The sequence below is a fragment of the Phenylobacterium sp. genome, from assembly GCF_036963605.1.
Classification (GTDB): domain Bacteria; phylum Pseudomonadota; class Alphaproteobacteria; order Caulobacterales; family Caulobacteraceae; genus Phenylobacterium.
Genome location: NZ_JBALUY010000003.1, coordinates 1 through 24,120, shown reverse-complemented (window position 1 = coordinate 24,120; position 24,120 = coordinate 1). Strand labels below are relative to the sequence as shown.

Annotated in this window: 30 protein-coding genes; 20 read left to right on the top strand and 10 right to left on the bottom strand. The window is 68.5% G+C overall.

Annotated elements, in window-relative coordinates; translation table 11 throughout:
- Positions 1-78: 78 nt before the first annotated feature.
- The 10 genes from aroA to V7702_RS01240 all read left to right on the top strand — a co-directional run bounded on the left by aroA (position 79) and on the right by V7702_RS01240 (position 10,002).
- Complete coding sequence (gene aroA / locus V7702_RS01285) at positions 79-1,425, top strand: 3-phosphoshikimate 1-carboxyvinyltransferase (RefSeq protein ID WP_335648334.1); 1,347 nt, start codon at positions 79-81, stop codon at positions 1,423-1,425.
- Complete coding sequence (gene cmk / locus V7702_RS01280; protein ID WP_335648333.1) at positions 1,422-2,069, top strand: (d)CMP kinase; 648 nt, start codon at positions 1,422-1,424, stop codon at positions 2,067-2,069. The genes aroA and cmk overlap by 4 nt, the downstream gene beginning before the upstream one ends.
- A 176-nt stretch (positions 2,070-2,245) precedes the next feature.
- Positions 2,246-3,952, top strand: a complete 1,707-nt coding sequence (gene rpsA / locus V7702_RS01275; protein ID WP_335648332.1) for a 30S ribosomal protein S1 — start codon at positions 2,246-2,248, stop codon at positions 3,950-3,952.
- A 177-nt stretch (positions 3,953-4,129) separates the two neighbouring features.
- The gene (locus V7702_RS01270; protein ID WP_293411484.1) at positions 4,130-4,411 is read left to right on the top strand and encodes an integration host factor subunit beta; all 282 of its coding nucleotides are present in this window, start codon (positions 4,130-4,132) and stop codon (positions 4,409-4,411) included.
- 53 nt (positions 4,412-4,464) lie between these two features.
- Positions 4,465-4,911 (top strand): large-conductance mechanosensitive channel protein MscL, encoded by a 447-nt coding sequence (mscL, locus tag V7702_RS01265; RefSeq protein WP_335648331.1) that lies wholly within the window; start codon positions 4,465-4,467, stop codon positions 4,909-4,911.
- Positions 4,912-4,962: 51 nt separating this feature from the next.
- Complete coding sequence (locus V7702_RS01260; RefSeq protein WP_335648330.1) at positions 4,963-5,613, top strand: phosphoribosylanthranilate isomerase; 651 nt, start codon at positions 4,963-4,965, stop codon at positions 5,611-5,613.
- A gap of 28 nt (positions 5,614-5,641) precedes the next feature.
- Positions 5,642-6,871 (top strand): tryptophan synthase subunit beta, encoded by a 1,230-nt coding sequence (trpB, locus tag V7702_RS01255; protein WP_335648329.1) that lies wholly within the window; start codon positions 5,642-5,644, stop codon positions 6,869-6,871.
- Positions 6,868-7,698 carry a tryptophan synthase subunit alpha gene (gene trpA, locus V7702_RS01250; RefSeq protein ID WP_335648328.1) on the top strand — a complete coding sequence of 277 codons (831 nt, stop codon included), beginning with the start codon at positions 6,868-6,870 and terminating at the stop codon, positions 7,696-7,698. Before trpB ends, trpA begins: the two co-directional genes overlap by 4 nt.
- A 9-nt stretch (positions 7,699-7,707) precedes the next feature.
- The gene (accD, locus tag V7702_RS01245; protein ID WP_335648327.1) at positions 7,708-8,631 is read left to right on the top strand and encodes an acetyl-CoA carboxylase, carboxyltransferase subunit beta; all 924 of its coding nucleotides are present in this window, start codon (positions 7,708-7,710) and stop codon (positions 8,629-8,631) included.
- A 51-nt stretch (positions 8,632-8,682) separates the two neighbouring features.
- Positions 8,683-10,002 carry a bifunctional folylpolyglutamate synthase/dihydrofolate synthase gene (locus tag V7702_RS01240; RefSeq protein WP_335648326.1) on the top strand — a complete coding sequence of 440 codons (1,320 nt, stop codon included), beginning with the start codon at positions 8,683-8,685 and terminating at the stop codon, positions 10,000-10,002.
- 130 nt (positions 10,003-10,132) lie between these two features.
- Here the strand turns inward: V7702_RS01240 and V7702_RS01235 are convergent, their stop codons facing one another.
- Positions 10,133-11,095 carry an SDR family NAD(P)-dependent oxidoreductase gene (locus V7702_RS01235; RefSeq protein ID WP_335648325.1) on the bottom strand — a complete coding sequence of 321 codons (963 nt, stop codon included), beginning with the start codon at positions 11,093-11,095 and terminating at the stop codon, positions 10,133-10,135.
- A gap of 112 nt (positions 11,096-11,207) precedes the next feature.
- Here V7702_RS01235 and V7702_RS01230 point away from each other — a divergent pair, with 112 nt between their 5' ends.
- On the top strand, positions 11,208-11,780 hold the full coding sequence (locus tag V7702_RS01230; RefSeq protein WP_335648324.1) for a TetR/AcrR family transcriptional regulator: 573 nt from the start codon (positions 11,208-11,210) through the stop codon (positions 11,778-11,780).
- A 99-nt stretch (positions 11,781-11,879) separates the two neighbouring features.
- A complete protein-coding gene (locus V7702_RS01225; RefSeq protein WP_335648323.1) occupies positions 11,880-12,209 on the top strand; it encodes a hypothetical protein in 330 nt (109 codons plus the stop codon).
- 3 nt (positions 12,210-12,212) lie between these two features.
- Here the strand turns inward: V7702_RS01225 and V7702_RS01220 are convergent, their stop codons facing one another.
- Complete coding sequence (locus V7702_RS01220) at positions 12,213-12,602, bottom strand: winged helix-turn-helix transcriptional regulator (RefSeq protein WP_335648322.1); 390 nt, start codon at positions 12,600-12,602, stop codon at positions 12,213-12,215.
- Between the two features lie 84 nt (positions 12,603-12,686).
- Between V7702_RS01220 and V7702_RS01215 the strand changes: the two genes are divergently transcribed.
- Both V7702_RS01215 and V7702_RS01210 read left to right on the top strand, forming a co-directional pair.
- On the top strand, positions 12,687-13,421 hold the full coding sequence (locus tag V7702_RS01215; protein WP_335648321.1) for an SDR family NAD(P)-dependent oxidoreductase: 735 nt from the start codon (positions 12,687-12,689) through the stop codon (positions 13,419-13,421).
- Between the two features lie 175 nt (positions 13,422-13,596).
- Positions 13,597-13,974: a hypothetical protein gene (locus V7702_RS01210; protein ID WP_335648320.1), complete on the top strand. Its 378-nt coding sequence runs from the start codon at positions 13,597-13,599 to the stop codon at positions 13,972-13,974.
- A 7-nt stretch (positions 13,975-13,981) separates the two neighbouring features.
- Here V7702_RS01210 and V7702_RS01205 read toward each other — a convergent pair whose 3' ends face one another.
- The 3 genes from V7702_RS01205 to V7702_RS01195 all read right to left on the bottom strand — a co-directional run bounded on the left by V7702_RS01205 (position 13,982) and on the right by V7702_RS01195 (position 15,034).
- Positions 13,982-14,383 carry a GFA family protein gene (locus V7702_RS01205; RefSeq protein ID WP_335648319.1) on the bottom strand — a complete coding sequence of 134 codons (402 nt, stop codon included), beginning with the start codon at positions 14,381-14,383 and terminating at the stop codon, positions 13,982-13,984.
- Between the two features lie 5 nt (positions 14,384-14,388).
- Positions 14,389-14,739, bottom strand: coding sequence for a DUF2200 domain-containing protein (locus V7702_RS01200; RefSeq protein WP_335648318.1), 351 nt, complete (start codon positions 14,737-14,739; stop codon positions 14,389-14,391).
- Between the two features lie 121 nt (positions 14,740-14,860).
- Positions 14,861-15,034: a hypothetical protein gene (locus tag V7702_RS01195; RefSeq protein ID WP_335648317.1), complete on the bottom strand. Its 174-nt coding sequence runs from the start codon at positions 15,032-15,034 to the stop codon at positions 14,861-14,863.
- A gap of 243 nt (positions 15,035-15,277) precedes the next feature.
- Between V7702_RS01195 and V7702_RS01190 the strand changes: the two genes are divergently transcribed.
- The gene (locus V7702_RS01190; RefSeq protein WP_335648316.1) at positions 15,278-15,814 is read left to right on the top strand and encodes a DUF308 domain-containing protein; all 537 of its coding nucleotides are present in this window, start codon (positions 15,278-15,280) and stop codon (positions 15,812-15,814) included.
- A gap of 62 nt (positions 15,815-15,876) precedes the next feature.
- A complete protein-coding gene (locus tag V7702_RS01185; protein WP_335648315.1) occupies positions 15,877-16,458 on the top strand; it encodes a TetR/AcrR family transcriptional regulator in 582 nt (193 codons plus the stop codon).
- 40 nt (positions 16,459-16,498) lie between these two features.
- Here V7702_RS01185 and V7702_RS01180 read toward each other — a convergent pair whose 3' ends face one another.
- Entirely contained in the window at positions 16,499-17,605 is a 1,107-nt protein-coding gene (locus V7702_RS01180) for an oxidoreductase (protein ID WP_335648314.1), read from the bottom strand.
- 56 nt (positions 17,606-17,661) lie between these two features.
- Here V7702_RS01180 and V7702_RS01175 point away from each other — a divergent pair, with 56 nt between their 5' ends.
- Entirely contained in the window at positions 17,662-18,036 is a 375-nt protein-coding gene (locus V7702_RS01175; protein ID WP_335648313.1) for a winged helix-turn-helix transcriptional regulator, read from the top strand.
- On the opposite strand, the gene V7702_RS01170 is transcribed toward V7702_RS01175, so the two are convergent.
- Positions 18,033-19,010, bottom strand: coding sequence for an NAD(P)H-dependent flavin oxidoreductase (locus V7702_RS01170; RefSeq protein WP_335648312.1), 978 nt, complete (start codon positions 19,008-19,010; stop codon positions 18,033-18,035). The two genes, V7702_RS01175 and V7702_RS01170, sit on opposite strands and share 4 nt — an antisense overlap.
- A gap of 246 nt (positions 19,011-19,256) precedes the next feature.
- On the opposite strand from V7702_RS01170, the gene V7702_RS01165 reads away from it, so the two are divergent.
- Positions 19,257-20,159, top strand: a complete 903-nt coding sequence (locus tag V7702_RS01165) for a macro domain-containing protein (RefSeq protein ID WP_335648311.1) — start codon at positions 19,257-19,259, stop codon at positions 20,157-20,159.
- The gene (locus V7702_RS01160) at positions 20,150-21,133 is read left to right on the top strand and encodes a DarT ssDNA thymidine ADP-ribosyltransferase family protein (protein ID WP_335648310.1); all 984 of its coding nucleotides are present in this window, start codon (positions 20,150-20,152) and stop codon (positions 21,131-21,133) included. The genes V7702_RS01165 and V7702_RS01160 overlap by 10 nt, the downstream gene beginning before the upstream one ends.
- Before the next feature lie 94 nt (positions 21,134-21,227).
- On the opposite strand, the gene V7702_RS01155 is transcribed toward V7702_RS01160, so the two are convergent.
- Positions 21,228-21,482: a hypothetical protein gene (locus V7702_RS01155; RefSeq protein WP_335648309.1), complete on the bottom strand. Its 255-nt coding sequence runs from the start codon at positions 21,480-21,482 to the stop codon at positions 21,228-21,230.
- A 148-nt stretch (positions 21,483-21,630) separates the two neighbouring features.
- On the opposite strand from V7702_RS01155, the gene V7702_RS01150 reads away from it, so the two are divergent.
- Positions 21,631-21,972: a hypothetical protein gene (locus V7702_RS01150; protein ID WP_335648308.1), complete on the top strand. Its 342-nt coding sequence runs from the start codon at positions 21,631-21,633 to the stop codon at positions 21,970-21,972.
- Between the two features lie 75 nt (positions 21,973-22,047).
- Here the strand turns inward: V7702_RS01150 and trxA are convergent, their stop codons facing one another.
- On the bottom strand, positions 22,048-22,383 hold the full coding sequence (trxA, locus tag V7702_RS01145) for a thioredoxin (protein WP_335648307.1): 336 nt from the start codon (positions 22,381-22,383) through the stop codon (positions 22,048-22,050).
- Between the two features lie 81 nt (positions 22,384-22,464).
- Positions 22,465-24,120 (bottom strand): UvrD-helicase domain-containing protein (locus tag V7702_RS01140; protein WP_335648306.1); only part of this gene is annotated, 1,656 nt, incomplete at its 5' end.

Below are 24,120 nucleotides of genomic sequence, written 5' to 3'. Positions count from 1 at the left end.
CCTTGCCACGCGCCAGAGCGGCTGTCAAAAGCAAAGCCCCACGGAACACCTGAAGGCCCTGAGGAGGCGTCTTATTTCATGACGGCGGCAGGACTGACCGCGACGCGCGGCGGCCCGCTGCGGGGCCGTGTGTGCGCTCCGGGCGACAAGTCGATTTCCCATCGTTCCCTGATCCTCGGCGCCATGGCCCGCGGGACCACCGAAATCTCCGGCCTGCTGGAGGGCGAGGACGTAAAACGCACCGCCCAGGCGATGACCGCCTTCGGGGCTGAGGTCACGCGCCTGGAGGACGGCGCCTGGCGGGTGGTCGGCCAGGGGGGCTTCGCCGAGCCGGCCGACGTGGTCGACTGCGGCAACGCCGGCACCGGCGTGCGGCTGATCATGGGGGCGGCGGCGGGCTTTGACCTCAACGCCACCTTCACCGGCGACGCCTCCCTGCGGGGCCGGCCGATGAACCGGGTGCTCAAGCCGCTGGGCGAGATGGGCGCGACCTGGATCGCCCGGTCGGGCGGCCGGCTGCCGCTCACTTTGCGGGGCGGGAATCTGAAGACCATCGCCTACCGGCTGCCCGAGCCCTCGGCCCAGGTGAAGTCGGCTGTGCTGCTGGCGGGCCTGCATGCGGCGAGCGGCGCCCAGGTGATCGAGCCTGAGGCCACCCGGGACCATACCGAACGGATGCTGCGGGCCTTCGGCGCCCAGGTGGAGGTCGAACTGATGGCCGACGGCGCCCGGAAGATCACCGTGCCCGGCGGCCAGGCCCTGAGCGGCGCCCCGGTCAAGGTGCCGGGCGATCCGTCCTCGGCCGCCTTCCCTCTGGTGGCGGCCCTGATCACCCCCGGATCCGAGGTGACGGTGGAAGGCGTGCTGCTCAACCCCCTGCGCGCGGCCCTGTTTCTCACCCTGCAGGAGATGGGCGCCGATCTGGTGATCGAGAATGTCCGCGAAGAGGGCGGCGACCAGGTGGGCGACGTCACCGCCCGCCACTCGGCCCTGCGCGGCGTGGTCGTGCCGCCCGAGCGGGCGCCGGCCATGATCGACGAATATCCCATCCTGGCGATCGCCGCGGCCTGCGCCGAGGGCCAGACGGTGATGCGCGGGATCGGCGAGATGCGGGTCAAGGAGAGCGACCGCATCGCCCTGACTGCCGCGGGCCTGGCCGCCTGCGGGGTGGGCGTGGAGGAGGAGGCCGAGGGCCTGATCGTCAATGGGACCGTGCGGGCCAATCATCCGGTGGCCGGCGGGGCGCGGGTCACCACCCACGGGGATCACCGCATCGCCATGTCTCACCTGATCCTGGGACTGGCCGCCGATCGCCCGGTCAGCGTCGATGAGCCGGGCATGATCGCCACCAGCTTCCCGGGCTTTGTCGAGATGATGCGCGGCCTGGGCGGCCAGATCGAGACCGCCGAGCTTCACCCCGCATGAGCGGCGCCCAGGTGATCACCGTCGACGGACCGGCCGCCTCGGGCAAGGGGACCATCGCTTCGGGCCTGGGGCGCCGGTTCGGCCTGCCGGTGCTGGACTCAGGCCTGCTCTATCGCGCCGTCGGCGTACTGCTGGAGCGGGAGGGGGGCGATCTGGATGACGCCGCCGCCGCCGCCGCGGTGGCCGGGCGTCTGACCGCAGAGACCCTGGCCGACCCGGCCTTCCGCACCCGCGGCGCCGGCGAAGCCGCCAGCCGGGTGGCCGTCCATCCGCAGGTGCGCGAGGTGCTCCTGCAGCTGCAACGAGCCTTCGCCGCCCAGGCCGGCGGGGCGGTGCTGGATGGGCGCGACATGGGCACGGTCATCTGTCCGGACGCCGGGGCCAAGCTCTATGTCACCGCCCGGCCGGAGGTCCGCGCCGAGCGCCGCTGGCGCCAGCTCACCGGCCAGGGGGAAAGCGTCAGCCTGGATGAGGTGCTGGCCGATATCCATCGCCGCGACGCCCGGGACTCCGGGCGGGAAGCTGCGCCCATGCGGCCGGCGGCCGACGCGGCCTTGCTGGATACCTCCGAAATGACTATAGAGCAGGCCGCCGATGCGGCCCGCCGCATCGTCGAGGCGGCGCGCGCCCGCCAGGCTCCCTGAACCGGAAGACTGGCCGAGCAAATCCAACCGCGCCTTTTCCTCGTACGGCTGCGGGCAAATTCATGTCGTGAGGTCCGCCTCACGTTTTCGGTTGCAACCCCTAACCTGATGTCAGGACTCCGTCCTTGGACCGTGCGCGGCCAGGCGCCCGACGTCAATTCGAACGAAAGAACACTATGGCTGACGATATGAGCCTCTCCCCCTCCCGCGACGACTTCGCCGCCCTCCTCGACGAGTCGCTTGGCGGCCGTGACTTCATGGAAGGCACCGTGGTCAAGGGCCAGGTGGTGGGCGTCGAGAAGGACTTCGCCATCATCGATGTGGGCCTCAAGACCGAGGGCCGTGTCCTGATGAAGGAGTTCACCCAGGACGACGGCACCCTGACCCTGAAGGTCGGCGACACCGTCGAGGTCTTCCTTGAGCGCGTCGAAAACGCCATGGGCGAGGCGGTCATCAGCCGCGACAAGGCCCGTCGCGAAGAGGCCTGGACCCGTCTGGAAGGCGTCTATGCGCTGAACGAGCCGGTCATGGGCTCCATCGTCGGCCGCGTGAAGGGCGGCTTCACCGTCGATCTCGGCGGCGCCTCGGCCTTCCTGCCGGGCAGCCAGGTCGATATCCGCCCCGTGCGCGATGTCGGCCCGCTGATGGGCAAGGAACAGCCCTTCGCCATCCTCAAGATGGACCGTCCCCGCGGCAACATCGTCGTGTCGCGTCGCGCCATCCTGGAAGAAGCCCGCGCCGAACAGCGCACCGAGCTGGTGGCCCAGCTGCAGGAAGGCGAAGTCCGCGAAGGCGTGGTCAAGAACATCACTGATTACGGCGCGTTCGTGGACCTGGGCGGCATCGACGGCCTGCTGCACGTCACCGACATGAGCTGGAAGCGCGTCAACCATCCGAGCCAGGTGCTGGCGGTGGGCGACACGGTCAAGGTGCAGATCGTCAAGATCAACCCCGACACCCAGCGCATCTCGCTGGGCATGAAGCAGCTCCAGTCCGACCCCTGGGACGGCGTGGAAGCCAAGTATCCCGTCGGCGCGAAGTTCACCGGCCGGATCACCAACATCACCGACTACGGCGCCTTCGTGGAGCTGGAAGCCGGGGTCGAGGGCCTGGTCCACGTGTCGGAAATGTCCTGGACCAAGAAGAACGTCCATCCGGGCAAGATCGTCTCCACCAGCCAGGAAGTCGAAGTCGTCGTCCTGGACGTCGATCCGTCCAAGCGTCGCGTGTCGCTGGGTCTGAAGCAGGCCATGGCCAATCCTTGGGACGCCTTCCTCGAAACCCACCCGGTCGGTTCGACCGTCGAGGGCGAGGTCAAGAACGCCACGGAGTTTGGTCTGTTCATCGGCCTGGAGAACGACATCGACGGCATGGTCCACCTGTCCGACCTGGACTGGACCGCGCCCGGCGAGGAAGTCATCACGCGCTACCAGAAGGGCGAGATGGTCAAGGCCCAGGTCCTGGACGTCGACGTCGAGAAGGAGCGTATCTCGCTCGGCATCAAGCAACTGGCCGGCGACCCGATGGCTGGCGATTCCTACCGCAAGGGCCAGACCGTGACCGTCACGGTCACCGAGGTCACCACCGGCGGCATCGAAGTGCGTCTGGGCGATGAAGAAGCCCCGATGACGGCCTTCATCCGCAAGTCCGACCTGTCGCGCGACCGGGCCGACCAGCGCCCCGAGCGCTTCGCCGTGGGCGACCGCGTCGACGCCCAGGTGGCCAATGTCGACAAGGCGGCTCGTCGCCTGTCCCTGTCGATCAAGGCCCTGGAAATGGCTGAGGAAAAGGAAGCCATCGAGCAGTTCGGCTCGTCGGACTCCGGCGCCTCCCTGGGCGACATCCTGGGTGCGGCCCTGCGCGAAAAGGGCGGCAAGGACTAAGCGTCCTTCGTCTCTCGTAGGCTGAATGAGGCCCTGTCCGGCATTCCGGGCAGGGCCTTTTTCTTGGTCGATTTCCTGGGCGAGCCGGGGCTTGCGGCGAAGCTTGACCGGATCGAGCCTTGATCATCCCCAGGGACTCGCCCATGGTCGCGGCCGCCGAAAGAGCGAAAAAGACCCATGATCAAATCTGAACTGATCGCCCGCCTGGCCGAGGAAAACCCCCATCTGACGCAGCGCGATATCGAGCGCGTCGTGGGCGTGATCCTGGAGCGGATGATTGTCGCCCTGGAAGAGGGCGGCCGTGTCGAGCTGCGGGGGTTTGGCGCCCTTTCGGTGCGCGCCCGCGACGCCCGGTCGGGCCGCAATCCCCGCACCGGCGAGCCGGTGGACGTCCGCGCCAAGCACGTGCCCTTCTTCAAGAGCGGCAAGGAACTGCGCGAGCGGCTGAACGCTGACTAGGGCGGCGGCCTGAGGCGCCCGTCTGTTATGATCCGCCCGGAGGAGTCCCGGCCTTGAGTATCGTCTCCGAATTTCGCGAATTCATTTCCCGCGGCAATGTCATCGACCTCGCCGTGGGCGTGATCATCGGCGCCTCGTTCAATTCCATCGTCAAAAGCCTGGTCGACCAGATCATCATGCCGCCCATCGGCCTGATGACCGGCGGCATCGACTTTTCCCGGCTCAAATGGGTGCTCCGACCCGAGGACCCCACGACCGACGCCATCGAGCAGGTGGCCATCCAGTATGGCGCCTTCATCAACACGGTGATCCAGTTCGTCATCGTCGCCTGGGCCGTCTTCATGCTGGTCAAGCTGGTCAATTCCATGCGCCGCAAGGAGGCCGAACAGCCTCCAGAGGCCAAGCCACAGCCGACCGCCACCGAGGTGCTGCTGATGGAGATCCGCGACCAGCTCAAGGCCCAGAATGGCGCTCAGAGCAGCGGCGCGCCCAAGGCCTGAGGCGCCAGGCCGCTTGCCCTAAGGCCCCGCCATCCCCTAATCCACGGGACCATGAGCCCTCCCCGCATCGCCACCAAGATCTGCGGCCTGTCGACGCCGCAGGCGGTCAGCGCCGCCCTGGACGGCGGGGCGGCCTATCTCGGCTTCGTCTTCTTCGACAAGAGCCCGCGCAATATCGACTTGGCGGACGCCGCCCGCCTGGCCGAGCCGGCCCGGGGCCGGGCCCAGATCGTGGCGGTGACCGTCGATCCTTCCGACGCCCTGCTCGACCGGATCGAAACCGCGCTCAACCCTGACCTCATCCAGCTGCACGGCAAGGAGCCCGCCGAACGGGTGCGGGCCGTGGGGGTGCGAATCGGCGCCAAGACCATCAAGGCCATGTCGATCTCCAGCGCGTCCGACCTGGACGCCGCCGCCCGCTACGAGGGCGCGGCCGACCACCTGATGTTCGACGCCAAGCCCCCGCAAGACTCCGTTATCCCCGGCGGCACTGGCTCACGCTTCGACTGGAGCCTGATGATCGGCCGCCGTTTCGCCCGCCCCTGGTTCCTGGCCGGGGGCCTTGATCCCTGGAATGTGGCCGAGGCCATCGCCCTGTCCGGCGCGCCTGCGGCGGACGTTTCCTCTGGCGTGGAACGCGGTCCCGGACTAAAGGACCCGGCCTTGATCACGGCGTTCCTGGACGCCGTGCGCCGCGCATGACGAGCATTTTGCAAGGACGCGCCGACCTGTGAACGCCCCCACTCCGCCCGCCACGCCCAACGACTTCGCCGCCTATCCGGACGCCCAGGGCCGCTTTGGCCAGTTCGGCGGCCGCTATGTGGCTGAGACGCTGATGCCGCTGGTTCTGGACCTGGAGGCCGCCTATCTGGCCACCAAGGAAGATACAGCCTTCCAGGCGGAGCTGTCGGGCCTGCTGACCCACTATGTGGGCCGCCCCTCGCCGCTCTATTTCGCCGAGCGCCTGACCGAGCATTTCGGCGGGGCGAAGATCTATTTCAAGCGCGAGGACCTGAACCACACCGGCGCGCACAAGATCAACAACTGCATCGGCCAGATCCTGCTCGCCCGGAAGATGGGCAAGACCCGTATCATCGCCGAGACCGGCGCTGGCCAGCACGGGGTCGCCACGGCCACGGTCTGCGCCCGCTTCGGCCTGCCGTGCGTGGTCTATATGGGCGCCGTCGATGTGGAGCGGCAGAAGCCCAATGTGTTCCGCATGAACCTGCTGGGCGCCGAGGTCACGCCAGTGACCAGCGGCGCCTCGACGCTCAAGGACGCCATGAACGAGGCCCTCCGCGACTGGGTCACGAATGTGGAGGACACCTACTACCTGATCGGCTCGGCGGCCGGCCCGCACCCCTATCCGATGATGGTCCGCGACTTCCAGGCGATCATGGGCCGCGAGATCCGCGACCAGATCCTGGAGGCCGAAGGCCGCCTGCCCGAAGCCGTGGTCGCCTGCGTCGGCGGCGGCTCCAACGCCATCGGCACCTTCCACCCCTTCCTGAACGACGAGTCGGTGCGGATCATCGGGGTCGAGGCTGCCGGCGACGGCATGGGCACCGACCGGCACGCCGCGGCCATCAACGGCGGCCGCCCCGGCGTGCTCCATGGCAACAAGACCTATCTGCTGCAGGACGCCGAGGGCCAGATCACCGAGGCCCACTCCATCTCGGCTGGCCTCGACTATCCAGGTATCGGCCCTGAGCATTCCTGGCTGCACGATGTGGGCCGGGCGCAGTATCTCACCGCCACCGACATCGAGGCGCTGGACGCCTTCAAGCTCTGCGCCGAGCTGGAGGGCATCATCCCGGCCCTGGAATCCTCGCACGCCATCGCCCGTCTGCCCGATATCGCCCGCGAGGTCGGCAAGGGCGGGATCGTGGTGATGAACCTGTCGGGCCGGGGCGACAAGGACGTGGCCACCGTGGCCGACCACCTGGGACGCACGATTTGACGAAATCCCGTATCGAGGCCCGCTTCGCCGCCCTGAAGGCGCAGGACCGAGCCGCCTTCGTCGCCTATGTGATGGCCGGCGATCCCGACCGCGCCACCGCGCTCCAGATCCTCAAGGGCCTGCCCGCGGCCGGGGCCGACCTGATCGAGCTGGGCTTCCCCTTCTCCGATCCCATGGCCGAGGGGCCGCCGATCCAGAAGGCCGCCCAGCGCGCCCTGAAGGACGGCATGACCCTGAAGGGCGTGCTCGACCTGGCCGCGGAATTCCGCCAGGGCGACGATGTCACGCCGCTGATCATGATGGGCTATCTGAACCCGCTGGTGACCTGGGGGTTCGAGGCCTTCGCCCAGGCCGCGGCCAAGGCCGGGATCGATGGCCTGATCATCGTCGACTGTCCGCCGGAGGAGGCCGATCCCCTGGCCGACGCCCTGGACGCCGCCGACATCTCCCTGATCCGTCTCGCCACGCCGACCACGGACGACAAGCGCCTGCCGGTGGTGCTGCGGCGAACGTCGGGCTTCGTCTACTATGTCTCGGTGACCGGGGTGACCGGCGCCAAGGAGGCTGACGCCGAGGCCGTGCGCCCGGCCGTGGCCCGCATCCGCGCCGCCTCGGGCCTGCCGGTGGCGGTGGGTTTCGGTATCCGCACGCCTGAGCGGGCCGGCGCCATCGCCCAGGTGGCCGACGCCGCGGTGGTCGGCTCGGCCCTGGTGGACGAGGTGGCCGAGGCCCTGGCCATGAACGAAGACGTGACCGCGCGTGTTCTTTCCAAAGTCCGCGCCCTGGCCGAGGCTGTGCGCCGGGCCAGAACCTCCCTCCCGGCCTAGATCGAATTCATGGCAGACCCGAAGAACGAAAAACCCGCCCGCCCGCCTGCACGTCCCCAGGGGACCCAGGGCGGCTGGCTGTCGCGGATCGCGCCCGGCATCCGCAACGCCTTCGTCAAGCGCGAAACGCCGGAGAACCTGTGGGTCAAGTGCCCCGACAGCGGGGAGATGATCTATCGCCCCGACCTGGAGGCCGCCCTGTGGGTGACGCCATCGGGCCACCACATGCGCATAGGCGCCAAGGACCGTCTGACCATCACCTTCGATGATGGCGCGTTCGAAAAGATCTCCACCCCGCAGGTGGTCGAAGACCCGCTGAAATTCCCCGACGACCGGCCCTATGGCGAGCGTCTGAAGGCGGCCCGCAAGGCCACCGGCGAACAGGACGCCATGGCCATCGGCGTCGGCAAGATCGGCGGCCTGGAAACCGTGGTCGTCGTGCAGGACTTCGCCTTCATGGGCGGATCGCTCGGCATGGCGGCCGGCGAGACCTTCATCAAGGCCGCCCATGAGGCGATCGCCCGCCAATGCCCCTTCGTCATCTTCACCGCCTCGGGCGGGGCGCGGATGCAGGAGGGGACGCTCTCCCTGATGCAGATGGCTCGCACGACGCTGGCGGTGAACGAGCTGCGCGCCGCGGGCCTGCCCTATATCGTCGTGCTGACGGACCCCACCTCCGGCGGCGTCACCGCCTCCTACGCCATGCTGGGCGATGTGCACCTGGCCGAGCCCAATGCGATGATCGCCTTTTCCGGGCGCCGCGTGATCGAGCAGACCATCCGCGAGATCCTGCCCCCGGGCTTCCAGCGTTCGGAGTTCCTGGCTGAGCGGGGCATGGTCGACCGGGTGGTCAGCCGCCCGGACCTGCCGGCCATGCTCGCCTCGATCCTCACCACCCTGATGATGGGACGCGCCCGCTCAACAGCCGCCTGATCCTCTTCAAAGCTGTCCTCCCCCAAGGCCCCGCCGCGCGAGCCCTCGCCCATGTATGATCCGATCCGGGCCTCAGACGCGGTGATCGCCCGCCTGCGCGCCAATCATCCCAGCCTGATCGACCTGACCACCGGCCGGGTCGAGCGCCTGCTGGCCGCCCTGGATCATCCCGAACGTCGGCTGCCGCCGGTGATCCATGTGGCCGGCACCAACGGCAAGGGCTCGACGGTGGCCTATATGCGCGCCATGGCCGAGGCCGCGGGCTTGAGGGTCCACGCCCTGACCTCGCCGCATCTGGTGCGGTTCGCTGAACGCATCCGGGTGGCCGGCGACCTGATCACCGATGATCGGCTGGAGGCCCTGATCGCCGAAATCGAGGCGGCCAACGCCGGCGAGCCGATCAGCTTCTTCGAGATCACGACGGTCCTGGCCCTGCAGGCCTTCGCCCAGACGCCGGCCGACCTCTGCCTGATCGAGGTCGGCCTGGGCGGCCGGTTCGACGCCACCAACATCTTCGAGGCGCCGGCGCTCAGCGTGATCACCCCGGTGGACTATGATCACCTTGAGATGCTGGGGCCGGAACTGTCCAAGATCGCCTGGGAGAAGGCGGGCGTCATCAAGGCCGGCCGCCCCGTGGTGGTCGCCCGCCAGATGGACGAGGCCCTGGCCGCCATCGAGGCCGAGGCGGCGCAGCTCGCCGCGCCGCTCACCCTGATGGGCCGGGACTTCGACGCCTGGGAGGCCGGCGGGCGCCTGCTGGTGCAGACGGGCGAGCGGCTGTTGGATCTGCCGCCGCCGGCCCTGTTTGGACCCCATCAGTTCGACAATGCGGGCTTGGCGGTCGCCGCCCTGCTGGCCCTGAATGAGGCCCGCATCGATGAAGACGCCATGGCCCGGGGGCTGGCGACTACGGTCTGGCCCGCCCGGTTCCAGCGCCTGCGTGGGGGCGCGCTGGGCCGGATGGCCCAGGAACGCGGGGCCGATCTCTGGCTCGATGGCGGCCATAATCCCCATGCCGGCGCGGCTCTGGCCCAGGCCGTGGCGCGGCTGACCGCCCGGGACCCGCGGCCCGTAGTTTTGGTCAGCGCCATGTTCGCCCGCAAGGACGCCCAGGGCTTCTTCGCTCCCTTCGCCGACCTCGCCCCCCGCGTCGTGGCCACCAGCTTCGACTCCCCCAACGCCGCCCCGGCCGAGGAGATCGCTGCGGCCGCCCGGGCGGCGGGCCTCGCGGCGCAGACCGCCTCCGACGTCACGGCCGCCCTGGTCGCGGCGCTTTCGGTCGAAGGTCCAGCGCCTCACGTGCTGATCTGCGGCGGCCTGCACTTCGCCGGCGAGGTCCTGGCCATGGACCCTGAGACCTGGCCCCGCTGAGGGGTATGAGCCCGCGGACCGCTGGCGCGGTGCGGCGTTCCAGGTCCCCAGTCGGCGCGGCGCTTCCTATCGCCGGCCGTGGCCCGCAAATGGGTCACGGCCGGCGGCCCCCGCAGGGGCCGGCCAGGCTTCAGAAGGTTTCGCCGACCATTTCCTCGCTCTTGGCCCAGAGGGCCGCGGCGTTGGCGGGATCGACGGCGTAGGGCCGCACCCCGTCGCGGACGGCGAGGCCGCCGTCCTTTACCTGCGCCACATGGCAGTCCTCGCAATAGCGGCCGCCGACCGAGTCGGCCGGCGCGACGAAGCCGGCCCATACCGTCGTCGCCGCGCCCTGCGGGATCGTCTTCCACTCGAATCCCACCTCGCCGGCCGGGGCGTTGCGGTTCAGCTCCTCGACCAGGGCGTCCATGGTTTCCTGGGTCATGTGGCGGCCCAGCTCAGTGCGGATGCCGCCCGGGTGGACGGCCGTGGCGCGTACGCCGCGGCTCCGGTGGCGCTGGTCAAATCCGACGGCGAACAGGGCGTTGGCGGTCTTTGAGCGGCCATAGGCGCCGAAGGGCGTGTATTCCGTCGTCTCGAAGTTGGGATCGTCCAGGTCGACGTTTGAATAGCGGTGCCCGGCCGATGACAGCACCACCACCCGCGCGCCGGCCAGCAGCAGGGGCGCCAGCCGGTTGATCAGCACGAAATGTCCCAGATGGTTCGTCCCGAACTGGGTTTCGAACCCGTCGGCGGTGTGGCCGAAGGGGGCGGCCATGACGCCGGCGTTGGCGATGATCACGTCGAAAGCCTCGCCCTTGGCCAGGAGGGCCTCAGCGCAGGCCCGCACGCTGGCCAGGCTGGCGAGATCGAGCTCGACCAGCTCCAGCCGGCCACCGTTCGCGGCCTGGGCGCGGACGTCGGCGGTGGCGCGCTCGGCCTTGGCCAGGTCGCGGGCGGCGCCGACCACATGGGCGCCGCGGGCGGCCAGGACCCGGGCGGTCTCTACCCCAAGGCCTGCTGAAACGCCGGTGACCAGCACTCGCTGGCCCGACAGGTCGTGGCCGGCCAGGACCTCGTCGGTGGTGGAGGCAGCTCCAAATTGTCCGCTCATGGACTTATTCTCCGTTAGGAAGGGATCGTGTTCAGGGGGCCGCCCGCCCATATTAAACGGAGGCGACCTCCGGTAATATGCGGAGGCTTCCTCCGTTTTCAAGGGGACATCATTGAGCGAGCCGCTGGAAAAGCCACGAAAGCTGCGGGCCGATAGCCAACGCAACCGCGAGCAACTGCTGGCGGCGGCCAAGGCCGCCTTCGCCGCCAGCGGCGCGGAGACGCCCCTGGAGGACATCGCCCGCCGCGCAGGCGTGGGGATCGGCACCCTCTATCGCCACTTCCCCAGCCGCGACGCTCTGCTGGCGGCGGTCTATCGGCGGGAGGTGGAGCAACTGGCGGCCTCGGCGGCGAGCCTGCTGGCCGAGCGCCCGGCCGGCGCCGCGCTGGAGGCCTGGCTGCACCTGCTGGTGGACTATATGGCGACCAAGCGGGTGATCGCGCCGGCCCTGCAGGCCTCGGCCGGCGAGGGCGCCTTGGCCTATGCCAGCGGCGGGGCGGCGGTGAGCGAGGCCATGAACCGCCTGCTGGAGGCCGCTGTCGCCGCCGGCGCGGTGCGCCCCGACATCGGGCCGCAGGACCTGTTCCGGGCCATGGTCGGCTTCAGCTACGGCTATGAGCAGCCCGACTGGGAGGCCAGTGCCCGGCGGTTGATCAGCGTGCTGATGGCGGGGTTGCGGGGCTAGACGGCCAAGAAGGCCGGACGCAGTGGAGAAGCCGCGGCGCATTCTTCAGGCAGGTGGCGAGGGGTGGCCGAGACAGGCTTGCCGGGCTAAGGGCCTGCCATGGCGAAAACCAACCAGAATCCCGAGTTCGAGATCAAGGTCGAGGGGGAGGCCTATGTCTGGCGCATCCAGCGCCAGCCCCAGTGGTCCAGCGACACGGCCGGCTGGCGCGGCATGGCGATCGCCGTGCGCCACCAGGAGGGCCAGCGCGAAGCGGTGGTGGAGTTTCCCCCCGGTCGCCAGCCCAAGTACGGCGCCCCTCAGCTCCAGCCCTCGCAGATCGGAACCGAGCTGGTGGCCCGGGCCATCGCCTCAGCGATCGGCGCCGGCTGGGAGCCCCTGTCCCGGGGCAAGACAGTGACCATCGTCGTCGACGCCGAGGGCCGCTGAGGCTCACCCCCGCGCGGCCGCCCTTTGGGCGAAGACGCGGGTGACTTCGGCCATGTTTTCCGTGCCCCACGTACAGAGGGGTACGAGGGCGTGGGCCAGGCTGAGGCCGAGCGGGGTGAGGCTGTAGTCCACCCGCGGCGGCACCTCCTTGTGGTCGGTCCGCTTGATCAGATCGTCGGCCTCCAGCTCCTTGAGCTGCTGGATCAGCATCTTGTCGCTGGCGTCACGCACGGCCCGGCGGAGCTCGCCATAGCGGGTGGGTCCCCCTTGCGCGAGGAAGTAGAGGATCAGCGGCTTCCACTTGCCGGCGATCACCCGCAGGGTCGCGTCGAGGCCGCAGGTGAAGCCGGGCAGGGTCGGGGTGCAGCTCGGGATCGAGGAATCGTGGGACATTTTTAGGTACTTACCAAAAGGTGCATACTTGTCGATAGGTGGGCGCCAAGCCAGCTCTGTGCAACCTTAATCAAGGAGCACATTGTGAACAGACTTCAGGGCAAGACCGCCGTGATCACCGGCGGGGCGAGCGGCATCGGACTGGGCGCCGCCCGGCGGTTCGTCGAGGAAGGCGCCTTCGTCTACCTCTTCGGGCGACGGCAGGGGCAGCTGGACGACGCCGTGGCCGAGTTGGGGCCTCCGGCGCGAGCCGTTCAGGGCTCGGTGACCGATCTCGCCGACCTCGACCGGCTTTATGAGACCGTGAAGGCCGAACGCGGCGGGCTCGACATCCTGCTGGCCAATGCCGGCACGGGTTCGTTTGCGCCGCTGGGCGAACTGACGCCCGAGCAGTACGAACAGACCTTCGATATCAATGTGAAGGGCGTGATCTTCACGGTGCAGAAGGCCCTGCCGCTGATGGGGGCGGGCGGGTCGATCATCCTCACCGGCTCGACCACGGGCGTGATGGGGACGCCGGCCTTCAGCATCTACAGCGCCAGCAAGGCGGCGGTGCGCAACCTGGCGCGCACCTGGGCCCTGGACCTGAAGGGGACCGGCATCCGCGTCAACGTTCTGTCGCCGGGGCCGACCACCACCGAGCTGGCGCGGGAGGTGCTGGGCGACGAAGGCCTGGCGGCCATGGGCGCCTCCACCGTGCTGGGGCGGATGGGCGATCCGGCCGAGACCGGGGCGGTGGCCGCCTTCCTGGCCTCGTCCGACAGCAGCTTCATGACCGGCGGCGAGGTCTTCGTCGACGGCGGCCTGGCCCAGGTCTGAGGCGGCGGGGCGGCCGGGCGTTTGGACCCACGGGTCCGAGTCTCCGGCCGCCCGCCCCGGCGGCGCGGAGGATTACGCAGGTTTTCCGCAGTTTCGGACATTCCCCGCCGCCGGTCCGGTCGCCTAGAAGGCGGGGCGTGCGGGCGGCTGCGCCTGGCGCCCCGTCGAGGATCCCATGATCAAGTCGCTGCTGTCTGCGTCCCTTGTCCTGCTGGCGGCGGGGTGTGCGACCCTGACCCAGGGCACGCGTCAGGAGATCGCCATCGCCACGCCGGGCGTCCAGGGTGCGCAATGTGTCGTCACCGACGACCGGGGCGAGGTGCTCGCCAGGCTCGCCACGCCGGGGCGCGCGCAGGTCGAGCGGGCGCGAAGCCCCCTGACCGTGCGCTGCGACCGCCCCGGGTTCCGGCCCGTGACGGTCCAGGTCCCCTCGTCCTTCTCATCCCGCTCCCGGGTGCAGTCGCCTATCGGCTACGCCGTCGACGGGATATCCGGCGCGATGTGGTCCTATCCGGCCGAGGTGACGGTGACCCTGATCCCTGACGGCGCCTGATCGGGCGCTAGGCCCAGACATCGCGGACGCACCGCCCCGTGGACGGCAGGTCTTCAAAGGTGTCGAGGCCGTCGAACTGGCGGACCGGCAGATGCGCCACCGCTTCGGCCGGCGCCAGTCGCACATTGACCGCCATCCGACGCCGACCATCGGCCCTGGGGCGCAGGCCGCGCCAGGCGAGCACCCCGGCGCAGGCGGGGCAGAACAGGATTTCCAGGGACGGGTCTTCCTTGCCAGCGCGGCTGTAGGACGCGGTCGGCCCGCTGATTGCGATCCGTTCGCCCTCATAGTCATAGGCCCAGAGGGTCCCATAGCGGCGGCACAGCGTGCAGTTGCAGGCGGTGACCGGGCCGGGGTCCCCCTCCAGCGTCCAGCCGCTTTGCCCGCAATCGCATGATCCGGTCAGCATGAGGTTCAGCCCCGCAGGATCTTGTCCATCGCCTTGCCCCGGGCCAGCTCGTCGATGAGCTTGTCCAGGTAGCGGATCTCCCGCATCAGCGGATCTTCGATCTCCTCGACGCGCACGCCACAGATCACGCCCTTGATGCTGGTTCGCGCCGGGTTGAGCGCCGGGGCCTCAGCGAAAAACGTCCGGAAGTCCGACTGATCGGCCAGCTGGGCCTCGAAGGCCTCGGGGCTGAAGCCGGTGAGCCAGAGGATGATCTGGTCGACCTCGGCCCGGGTGCGCCCCTTGCGCTCGGCCTTGGCGACATAGAGCGGATAAACGCTGGCGAAGCTGGTCTTGTAGATGCGGTGTTCCGTCATCGGGCGCTCGCAGGTCAGCGGACGCCAGGACGCCCGGTTCCCGCCCATCATGCCCTGGTTGTGGGAAGATCAAAATACGGAGCAGCGGCCGCGTGCGCCGGGACAAGGCTTAAGCCTGGATCTAGTCGTCGATGCCGGGGCGCAGGGGGTCTCGGCCGTCCAGCCCCTCAATGTGCCGACGTTGCTGGCGGACGCGGGCGTCCACGTCCTCCGAGCCGGCGGGATCGCGTCCGGGAGACTCGCGCTCGGGGCCAGGGCGGGCGGACGAGGGGGGCGGGGTGTCGGAATCAGCCATGGACGCTCCTTGCCGTCGGATAACTGGCTATGGCGACGGCCGGTTCCGGCACGCCTTGGCGGCGCAAAATCCCGAATATCCGAGCCGTACGCCATCGTCGCCCGTGCCCGGATGAGGATGGGGCAAGCCGATAGCGGCTTGACGACCATTCTACCTATCAGTAGGTAGGTCACCCTTCTCAGGAGAACCTTCGTGCCTCAGTCCTCACGCCACGTCCCGTCGCCTCGCCCTCAGGCGACTTGGTTGCAGACCTACTATTTCACGCGAGCGGCGGTGTCGGTCGCCTGGATCGCCCTGGCCGTGACGGTCGGCCAGGCGACGCCGCTGATCGGCGCCGTCCTGCTGGTGCTCTATCCGGCCTGGGACGCCGCGGCGAACTATCTGGACGCCACCAGGGCCGGGGGCCTGCGCGTAAATCCCAGTCAGACCCTCAACATCGCCGTCAGCAGCCTGACCACCCTGGCCGTCGCCGCGGCGCTGCTCGCCCAGGCCTTTCCGGTTCTCGCCGTCTTCGGCGTCTGGGCCGTTCTCTCCGGCGGCTTCCAGCTCGCCACCGGCGTCGGTCGCTGGAGGTCCGGCGGGCAGTGGGCGATGGTCCTCAGCGGCGCTCAGTCGGTTCTCGCCGGAGCGTTTTTCTTGAAGATGGCGGGCGCCGTGACTGCGCCAGCCGCCGCCGTGATCGCCCCCTATGCGGGCTTCGGCGCGTTCTACTTCCTGGTTTCGGCGATCTGGCTCAGCGTGAAGGCTCGCCGAAACCAGGATTCGGCCCTCGCGGGCTGACTCTTGCGCCGGGCCAAGGCGCGACCTAGATCGACCGACTGGCAGGTAGGGTGAGGTGATCGGTGGGCGAGACGGCGGACAGGCTGGTCGAGGAGGCCAAGCGGTTGATCATCAACCGTGGCTATAACGGCTTCAGCTACGCCGACCTTGCGGCCAAGCTCGGCATTCGCAAGGCGAGTATCCACCATCACTTCCCCTCAAAGGTCGATCTCGCCGTCGCCGTGGTCGAGCAGGGACGCGCGGCCATCCGGGCGCAGATCGCGGCCCTGGAGACCGGAACGCCGGGCGCCGTGGCGCAGCTATATGCCTATACCGGCTACTGGGAGCGCTGCATCCTGGACCAGGAGGCGCCCTTCTGCCTGGCCGGTGTCCTCGCCGCGGAACTTCCCGGGTTGCCCCCCGAGGTCGGCGTGGCGGTGCGGGGCCACTTCTCCGACCTCGGACAGTGGGTCGAGCGGGTCCTGACGCTTGGCGTCGTGCAAGGCTCCATGCGCCTGGAGGACACCCCGGCGGCCGAAGCGGACGCCTTCCTTGCGGCGGTCTATGGCGCCATGCTCGCCGCCCGGGCCTTTGATGATCCCACGAAATTCAGCCGGATCATCGAGGCCTTCCTCCGCCGCATTCGAGTCGACCAGCAGCCCTGATCGCTTTGCGAAGGACGGCAACCGCATAAGCCGCCCAGGCTCAGACCGTCGGCACCGTGCCGCCGTCGATGACGACCTCGGTCCCATGGATGGTGGCGGCGCGGTCGCTGGCCAGGAAGGCGATCAGGTCTGCGACCTCGTCCGGCTTATTGGGCCGGCCGATGGGGATGTCGCCGAGCGCCCGCATCAGGTTCTGGCGGGCGGTCTCCACATCGCCGCCTTCGCTGGCCGCCAGCCGCTCGATCATCCGCGTGGCGGCTTCCGTCTCGGTGAACCCCGGCGCCACGCTGAGCACGCGCACGCCCTTGGGCCCCAGCTCGTTGGACAGGGCCTTGCTGTAGGCGCCGAGCGCCGCCTTAGCCGAGGCGTAGGCCAGGGTGGACTCGTAGAGCGGCAGGCGGCGCTGGATGGAGGTGACGTGCACGATCACCCCATAGCCCTGGTCCAGCATGGCCGGCGCCAGCGCCCGGTCCAGCCGCACGGCCGAGAGCAGGTTGAGGTTCAGTTCATTCACCCAATGGTCCTCGGTCAGCGCCGCAAACCCGCCGCCCGGCGTGGTCGAGCCGCCGAGATTGTGGACGATGACGTCCACGCCGCCGAGCCGCTCCAGGACAACCCGCGAAAGCTCCGCCGCCCCGCCCGGATCGGCGAGATCGACGCCGTGGAACAGGTCCGGCTGGGCAAGCTCCGCCGGCCGGCTTCGCGCGGCGCGGAAGACCGTGGCCCCGGAGCTCGCCAGCCGGTCGGCCACCGCCGCGCCCACCCCTTGCGTGCCGCCGGTCACCAGCACCCGGCGGCCGGTGAATTCGGCGCTTGCGGGCCGCGGCGTGATCTCCAGGGTCTGGATCAGGTCGCCGGCCAGGCGGAAGGCGTAGCGCAGGTCGGCGCGGCCGCCGGGGAAGGTCCCCGTCACATGGGCGGTCACCACGCCGCCATCGGCCGTGGGCTCGAAGCTGCGCGGCTCGGCGCGGAAGCTGTAGAGCGCTCGGGCCTCGGCCGCCCAGGCGCGCACGGCGTCTCGGCCATGGTGGTCGCGCCGTTCGTCGCGGACGTGCGCGTCAGGCGCGAAACCGGCGGCCAGCGCCTCGGCGTCATCGGCGTCTGCGGCGGCGAAGTAGCGGGCGATGGGGGCGGGAAGTCTGATCATGGTCGTCGGGCCTCTGGGGTGTGGCGATACCTCCGATCTGGCGCTATACAGACACCATGGCAAGAACCGACAAAATCGTAGGGTACTCACCTACAGGTAAGTTAGCCGACGTCACGCCGGACCTGGCGGCCACGGGGGTCGAGACGGCCTTCCGCATGCTGGAGGGTCGATGGAAGATGGTGATCATCTTCCACCTCTTCGACCGCCAGGTGCTGCGGTTCTCCGAGCTGGAGCGCGCCATCCCCGGCGTCTCGCAGAAGATGCTGATCCAGCAGCTGCGGGACCTGGAGCGCGACGGCATCGTCGAGCGCCAGATCTACGCCCAGGTGCCGCCCAAGGTGGAATACCGCCTTACCGAATGGGGCCAGGCCATGTGCCCGGCCCTGGACTCGCTGCTGGAATGGGCGGCCCAGAAGCCGGCCGCCTCTTAGGCCAGCTCGAACTGCCCCACGCGCTTGCGCAGGATGGCCTCGGCGTCGGCCATGATCTTGTCGATCAGATCCTTCACCGTCGGGATGTCGTGGATCAGGCCTGCGACCATGCCGCAGGACCAGCCGCCGGCGTCCATCTCCCCGTCGCGCATGATGGCCGGATAGACGCCGGCGACTTCCGGCGCGATGTCGGCGAAGGTGATGGCCGATCCCATCTCCTTCTCCTTGGCCAGCAGGCGCTCGACGCCCGCATTGTTCAGCACGCGCTCGGTATTGCGCAGGGGCCGCATGATCAGCCGGGTGTCCAGCTCGCTGGCGTCCACCAGGGCCTGCTTCACATTGGGGTGCACCGGCGCTTCCTGGGTGGCGATGAAGCGGGTGCCCATATTGATCCCGTCCGCGCCGAGGCAAAGCGCCGCGGCCAGCGAGCGCCCATCGGCCATGCCGCCCGAGGCCAGGAACGGAATCTCCAGCTCCTCGGCCGCCCGGGGCAGCAGGATGAAGTTCGGCACGTCGTCCTCGCCCGGATGGCCGCCGCACTCAAAGCCGTCGACGCTGACCGCGTCGCAGCCGATGGCCTGGGCCTTCACCGCATGGCGCACGGCGGTGCACTTGTGGATCACCTTGATGCCCGCCTCTTTCAGGGCCGGCAGGTACTTCTGCGGATTGTTGCCCGCCGTCTCGACGACCTTGACGCCGGACTTGACGATCGCCTCGACAAAGCCCGGATAGTCCGGCGGCGTGACCGAGGGCAGGAAGGTCAGGTTCACCCCGAACGGCTTGTCGGTCATCCTCCGGCACCGTTCGATCTCGGCGGACAGCTTCTCGGGCGTCCCCTGGGTCAGGCCGGTGATGATGCCAAGCCCGCCCGCATTGGACACCGCCGCCGCCATCTCGGCGAAGCCCACATAGTGCATGCCCCCCTGCACGATCGGATGCTCGACGCCGAGCAGGTCAGTGATGCGGGTCTTCATGGTCGGCTCCTCCCGGGGGGCTGTGTTTGGGCCGGAGTCGTGCGCGGAATGGGGGGCGTGTGCAAGTGGGGGCTGGGACGGGCGGTGCCGTGAGGCCGAGTCTGGTCTCATGCCGCATGACCTAACTCCGCCAGCCCTTTAGGCCTACGCCCTAAGAGGATTGGCTCGCAAAGGCCATGTATGTGAGATGGACGGCGACTCCGCCTATATGAGAGGGTGGCTAGGAATCTTAAGCGAGTACACTTCATGCTGACCTACCGTCGAACCAGTGTGATGGATTCTCCAGCCCAGACGCTGGTCAATACGGTGAACTGCGTTGGTGTCATGGGCAAAGGCATCGCGAAGGCCTTTCGCGAGCGCTACCCTGCGATGTTCGCGCCCTACAAGCGCCTCTGCGATGACAAGTTGCTGCAGCCGGGCAAGCTCTGGCTTTGGCAAGGTGAGGACCACGCGGTCCTAAACTTTCCGACCAAGATTCACTGGCGTAACCCCTCGCGGATCGAGTGGGTTGAGCTAGGACTGAAGAAGTTTGTCGAGTCATACGAAGCACGAGGCATCACCTCGATCTCGTTCCCACGTCTCGGCTGCGGTAACGGCGGTCTGGATTGGGACGAGGTTCGCCCAATGATGGAGCGATACTTGGCACCTTTGCCGATCGACATCTTTATCCATGACTACGAGAAAGAGATCGGCCTGCCTGAGCACCGAGAGGCGGATGTCGTCGAGCATACTGGTTCCGCCGCTCCGCTCCTCGTGTTTGAGGATTTTCTAGAGCAAGTGAGTAGGATCATCGAAGTGTCCGACGGTCGCTTCGAGATGATGAACTCGCGGCGGCAGTTCTGCGCTAGCCTCAATGAGTCCGCCTTGCGCTTGAGCACTGAAGACCGAAGTTCAGAGCTAGAGATGGAGGCTCTGCGAGGCATCTGGTTAAGTCTGAGCGCCGGTTTGGTTACAACCCGGGACGCGGGCTGGTCCGACACAACGAGCGGACCGATGGTTCTTTCCCTGCTAAGCTTTCTGCCACAGGTGCGCGCTCTGGAAATCCAGAAGGGTCATCGGGGGAACGCTGAGATCGCGCTTGAACTGAGGCGGCATCCGACCACGGCAACGCCGATCTCCGGCGAACAGCAGGAGATGGCATGGGGCTGACCGCGCAAGCTGCGGACGCCCATATCGCCCATTGGCAAGCGGAGCTAGGCAAACCCTACTATCCGCACCGGGTGCATTGGCCGTCGATGTTATTCCACCATGCCCCGATCTATAACGCAGTAGGAATCATCCAGACCGGCGAAATCCGCTCGCGCAGGCACACCGAGGGCGATCGTCCATTGGACGTAGCCGCTGCGGGGGTGATCGAAAATCGCGACCGAGCGCACGAGTTCTCGCGGCTCTATTTTCGGCCCCGGACACCCACACAGTATCATATTGAGGGCATTCGTCGGCCAAATGAATGTCGGTACGGTCCGAACGCCCATGCCCCGGTCTTGGTTATGTTCGCGTTGGACGCTAGGTCGATCCTGACCATGCCGAGCACGCGGTTCTCGAACATCAATATGCAGAACGGAGACGCACTCGATGGCGACGATGATGCGTTCTTCGCCACGATCAACTTCGCCAAGACATATCATGAGGGCGGAACATCTCATGATATGTCGATAGTCAACCATCGGGCGGCCGAGGTGCTCTGCCAGTCCCCTCTAATACTAGAGCAACACCTCAAGTGGGTCATCTGTCGCTCGGAAGCCGAGCGCGACACCCTAATCCATCTGGCCGGGCCGGCTGCTCGCTTGCTGCGGCCTAAAATCGTCACCTCAGATGACGGCAGGGTCTTCGAAAAACGGTTCGCCTTTGTTGAAAAGGTTTATGCCTCGCCGGAAGGCATCACATTCAGCATTAATCCTCGCTACGACCAAGCGAAGCTGAAAGTAAGGGTCCAGGTACGCACGGGAACTGGCTTCGCCGTCTTCGACCAGACCTACGACCAGTTAGCTGCACGTCCAGACAATGGCGGCAGCTGGATCTCGAAAGTTAAGCTGGAGGATGGCGTATACCGGGTCACCATCGAGATCGATGATCACGACGCCTACGCCAACGTGTTCAACGTCGGCGAGGCGCTGTTCTAGCCCCAGCCCGACCGCCTCACGCCGCCGACTTAGAGAGCGAATCGACGGCATCCTGCTTGGGCCTGCCGCGACCTTGCTCAGGCACCACCGCACATCAACAAAACGCCGCCGCGGCCAGGTCGTGGGTCAGGCCCTCGCCTCGCCAGATTTCGAAGAACTCTAGGTCTGCGTCGGGGGTGAAAAGGATGAGGACGCGGCCGAGGTCGGGGGCGAGGAGGTTGCGGGTCTGGACGCCGTCGACAATGCCCCGGCGCTCCACCAGGCGGACGGGCTCGGCGCAGCCGGCCAGGGGGCGGTGAAGCCCCAGGCGCCCAGGGCGACATAGCCGAGGAACGGCTCGCCGCGCCACAGGGTCTCGGCGCTTGCGGGGCTAGAGAGAGAGCGCCCGGATCGCGTCTTGCCGATCTGGAGTTGTCTTGCTCAAGCGATGCCAGCGTAGGATGCGCCGATGCGAGCGCCGTGCTATCGCTCGCCTGAGTTCCAGACCGGAGGTGCGGATGATCGGACTCGTGGCGGCGGTTCTGCTGGGGGCGGCGCATCAATACGGCGCGGAGCTCGATTGCGCGGCGGGCTATGAGGCTCTGCGCGCCGGGGTCGAGCGGTCGCCTGAGGCGCCGTCCTCGCTGCCGGGCGGAAATCCGCTGTTCAGCCTGCACGCGGACGACGCGGCGAGGGCGGTCTACACCCTGACCAAGCCCGCGCACCCGGCCCATCCGGCCGTTCTCAAGACCCGCCTGGTCCCGGCGCCGCCGGGCGTCGAGAGGTCGGCCTGCGGCTATGGCGATAAGGCCGAATTCGATCGCCTGATCACCGATTGGCTGGAGGAGCCGCCGGAGTAATAACGGCGCGGCCACGAAAAAGGGCCGGCTTTCGCCGACCCTTCTGCAATCTCTGAAGGCCTCAGCCCGACCGCCTCACGCCGCCGGTTGCACACCCGCTTCGGAGAGCCATTCGAGGATCTTCTGCTTGGGCATGGCGCCGACCTTCATGGACGACATCTGGCCGTCCTTGAACAGCATCATGGTCGGGATGCCGCGCACGCCGTAGCGTGAGGGGGTGGTCGGGCTGTCTTCGATGTTCAGCTTGGCGATGGTGACCTGGCCGGCCAGGTCGCTGGCGATCTGCTCCAGCGCCGGGGCGATCTGCTTGCAGGGGCCGCACCACTCGGCCCAGAAGTCCACCAGGACCGGGCCTTGCGCCTGCAGCACGTCTTTCTCGAAGGAGTCGTCGGTGACGGTGACGGTGCTCATGGGAAGCTCCTTTTGCGACTCCGGCCACAACGCGCGCCGGCCGCCTCTTGATCAGCGATGTAAGGCCCTGAGGGCGGACGATCAACTCCTCGACCGGAGTTCAGCCAGGGCCTGGGCCATCAGGAATTCTGGAACCGCCATCAGCTTCGGACCATCGGTCCAGACCAGGGCGGCTTCGATGGCCCGGCCGGGGAAGACCTCGGCCAGCACCGCGGCATAGACGGCCATCTGGCGGATATAGGCCGGATCGGCGTCCTCGATGGCGGCGGGCGAGGGGCGGTTGGTCTTGAAGTCGGCCACCAGCACGCGGTCGGGGCGCACCACCAGGCGGTCGATGCGGCCGGAGATCTGCAGGCCCGGCGGCAGGGCCGCGGCGGTCCCGGCGATGGCCACCTCGGCCCGGCCGTCGGCGGCGAAGACCTCGGCGAACTGGGGATCGGCCAGGACGGCCAGCGCCGCGCCGGCCATCTCGGCCCGCTGGTCCTCGGTCAGGTCCGGCTCGCGGGCGAGGATGGCGGCGGCCGCGGCGTCGCGCTCGGCCAGGGGCAGGTCGGGCAGGATCTGCAACAGCCGGTGGATCAGCTCGCCCCGGCGGAATCGGCCAAGCCCCCCGACCCGGGCCAGGGGCGAGGGGGCCAGGATCTCCTCGGCTTCGCCCAGGTCCGACGGCGAGGCGAAGCGGGCCAGGGGATCGACGGCGGCGTCGGCCCGCGCCCATTCGGGCAAGGGGGCGGTGGTTTCGCTGGGCGCGGCGCCTCGGCCCAGCACCTGCGGGTCCTCGCCGAACCGCCTCGCCTCCACCTGGCCGCAGGCGGCGGTGCGCAGGTGGGGGCCGACCATCTCGTGGGCGAAGCCGGCCTGGATGGCGGCCCACCAGCCCTTCAGGTTCTCTTCCTTGGCCTTGGCGGCGATTCGGCCGCAGATCACCAGCCGGTCGCGGGCGCGGGTGAGCGCCACATAGAGCAGGCGATAGGCCTCCTCCTCGTCCTTGCGGGCGCGCAAGTCCCGCGCCGCCGTCGAGGCCGCGCAGTCCAGCGTCTTGGACGGACACCAGAGGAAGCCGCCGTCCTCGGTCTCCAGGAGCGGCGAGCCGCGGCCCAGGCCCGAGAGCGTCGTCTCGGGCAGGAAGACGATGGGCGCCTCCAGCCCCTTGGCGCCGTGGGCGGTCATGACGCGGACCTCGTTGCGGGCCGCCTCCATCTCGCGCTTGACGGTGATGTTGAGGCCGGCCAGCGCGTCGGCCAGGCCCTCCAGGTCGCAGAGGCCCCGCTGTTCGGCGGCCTGGGCCTGGGCCAGGAACTCGTCCAGGGCGTCCTCGGCCTCGGTCCCCAGCCTGCGCACGATCCGCTGGCGCATGGAGGCGCCGGCCTCGTCCCGCAGGGTGAGCAGCCGGCCATAGAATTCGAACGGCCGCCGCGTCCGCGCCTCGTTTTGGGCGGCGTTCAGGAAGGCGAGCGCGTGGCCCCAGTCGGGGCGCTCAGCGGCGCGGGCCTGCAGGGCGTTCCACAGGTCGCCGGGCTTGCGGGGTTTGGCCAGGCCGTAGAGGGCCTCGTCGTCCAGGCCGCAGAAGGGGCTCTTCAACAGGGCCGCCAGGTTCAGCTCGTCCTGCGGGAACAGCACGAAGCGCGCCACGGCCAGCAAATCATCGAAGATGATGTGTTCCGACAGCGCCAGCCGGTCGGCGCCGGCCACGGGCACGCCCCGGCGCTTCAGCGCCCGCAGGATATCCTCGAACAG

Coding starts and splice junctions, on each gene's coding strand:
- V7702_RS01205 (WP_335648319.1), bottom strand. CDS start 14,383: ATGCTGACCGGATCATGCGATTGCGGGCAAAGCGGCTGGACGCTGGAG.
- V7702_RS01180 (WP_335648314.1), bottom strand. CDS start 17,605: ATGATCAGACTTCCCGCCCCCATCGCCCGCTACTTCGCCGCCGCAGAC.
- V7702_RS01175 (WP_335648313.1), top strand. CDS start 17,662: ATGGCAAGAACCGACAAAATCGTAGGGTACTCACCTACAGGTAAGTTA.
- V7702_RS01240 (WP_335648326.1), top strand. CDS start 8,683: ATGTATGATCCGATCCGGGCCTCAGACGCGGTGATCGCCCGCCTGCGC.
- V7702_RS01225 (WP_335648323.1), top strand. CDS start 11,880: ATGGCGAAAACCAACCAGAATCCCGAGTTCGAGATCAAGGTCGAGGGG.
- V7702_RS01270 (WP_293411484.1), top strand. CDS start 4,130: ATGATCAAATCTGAACTGATCGCCCGCCTGGCCGAGGAAAACCCCCAT.
- V7702_RS01195 (WP_335648317.1), bottom strand. CDS start 15,034: ATGGCTGATTCCGACACCCCGCCCCCCTCGTCCGCCCGCCCTGGCCCC.
- V7702_RS01160 (WP_335648310.1), top strand. CDS start 20,150: ATGGGGCTGACCGCGCAAGCTGCGGACGCCCATATCGCCCATTGGCAA.
- V7702_RS01235 (WP_335648325.1), bottom strand. CDS start 11,095: ATGAGCGGACAATTTGGAGCTGCCTCCACCACCGACGAGGTCCTGGCC.
- V7702_RS01260 (WP_335648330.1), top strand. CDS start 4,963: ATGAGCCCTCCCCGCATCGCCACCAAGATCTGCGGCCTGTCGACGCCG.
- cmk (WP_335648333.1), top strand. CDS start 1,422: ATGAGCGGCGCCCAGGTGATCACCGTCGACGGACCGGCCGCCTCGGGC.
- V7702_RS01165 (WP_335648311.1), top strand. CDS start 19,257: ATGCTGACCTACCGTCGAACCAGTGTGATGGATTCTCCAGCCCAGACG.
- V7702_RS01150 (WP_335648308.1), top strand. CDS start 21,631: ATGATCGGACTCGTGGCGGCGGTTCTGCTGGGGGCGGCGCATCAATAC.
- accD (WP_335648327.1), top strand. CDS start 7,708: ATGGCAGACCCGAAGAACGAAAAACCCGCCCGCCCGCCTGCACGTCCC.
- V7702_RS01200 (WP_335648318.1), bottom strand. CDS start 14,739: ATGACGGAACACCGCATCTACAAGACCAGCTTCGCCAGCGTTTATCCG.
- aroA (WP_335648334.1), top strand. CDS start 79: ATGACGGCGGCAGGACTGACCGCGACGCGCGGCGGCCCGCTGCGGGGC.
- V7702_RS01170 (WP_335648312.1), bottom strand. CDS start 19,010: ATGAAGACCCGCATCACTGACCTGCTCGGCGTCGAGCATCCGATCGTG.
- trxA (WP_335648307.1), bottom strand. CDS start 22,383: ATGAGCACCGTCACCGTCACCGACGACTCCTTCGAGAAAGACGTGCTG.
- rpsA (WP_335648332.1), top strand. CDS start 2,246: ATGGCTGACGATATGAGCCTCTCCCCCTCCCGCGACGACTTCGCCGCC.
- V7702_RS01210 (WP_335648320.1), top strand. CDS start 13,597: ATGATCAAGTCGCTGCTGTCTGCGTCCCTTGTCCTGCTGGCGGCGGGG.
- V7702_RS01220 (WP_335648322.1), bottom strand. CDS start 12,602: ATGTCCCACGATTCCTCGATCCCGAGCTGCACCCCGACCCTGCCCGGC.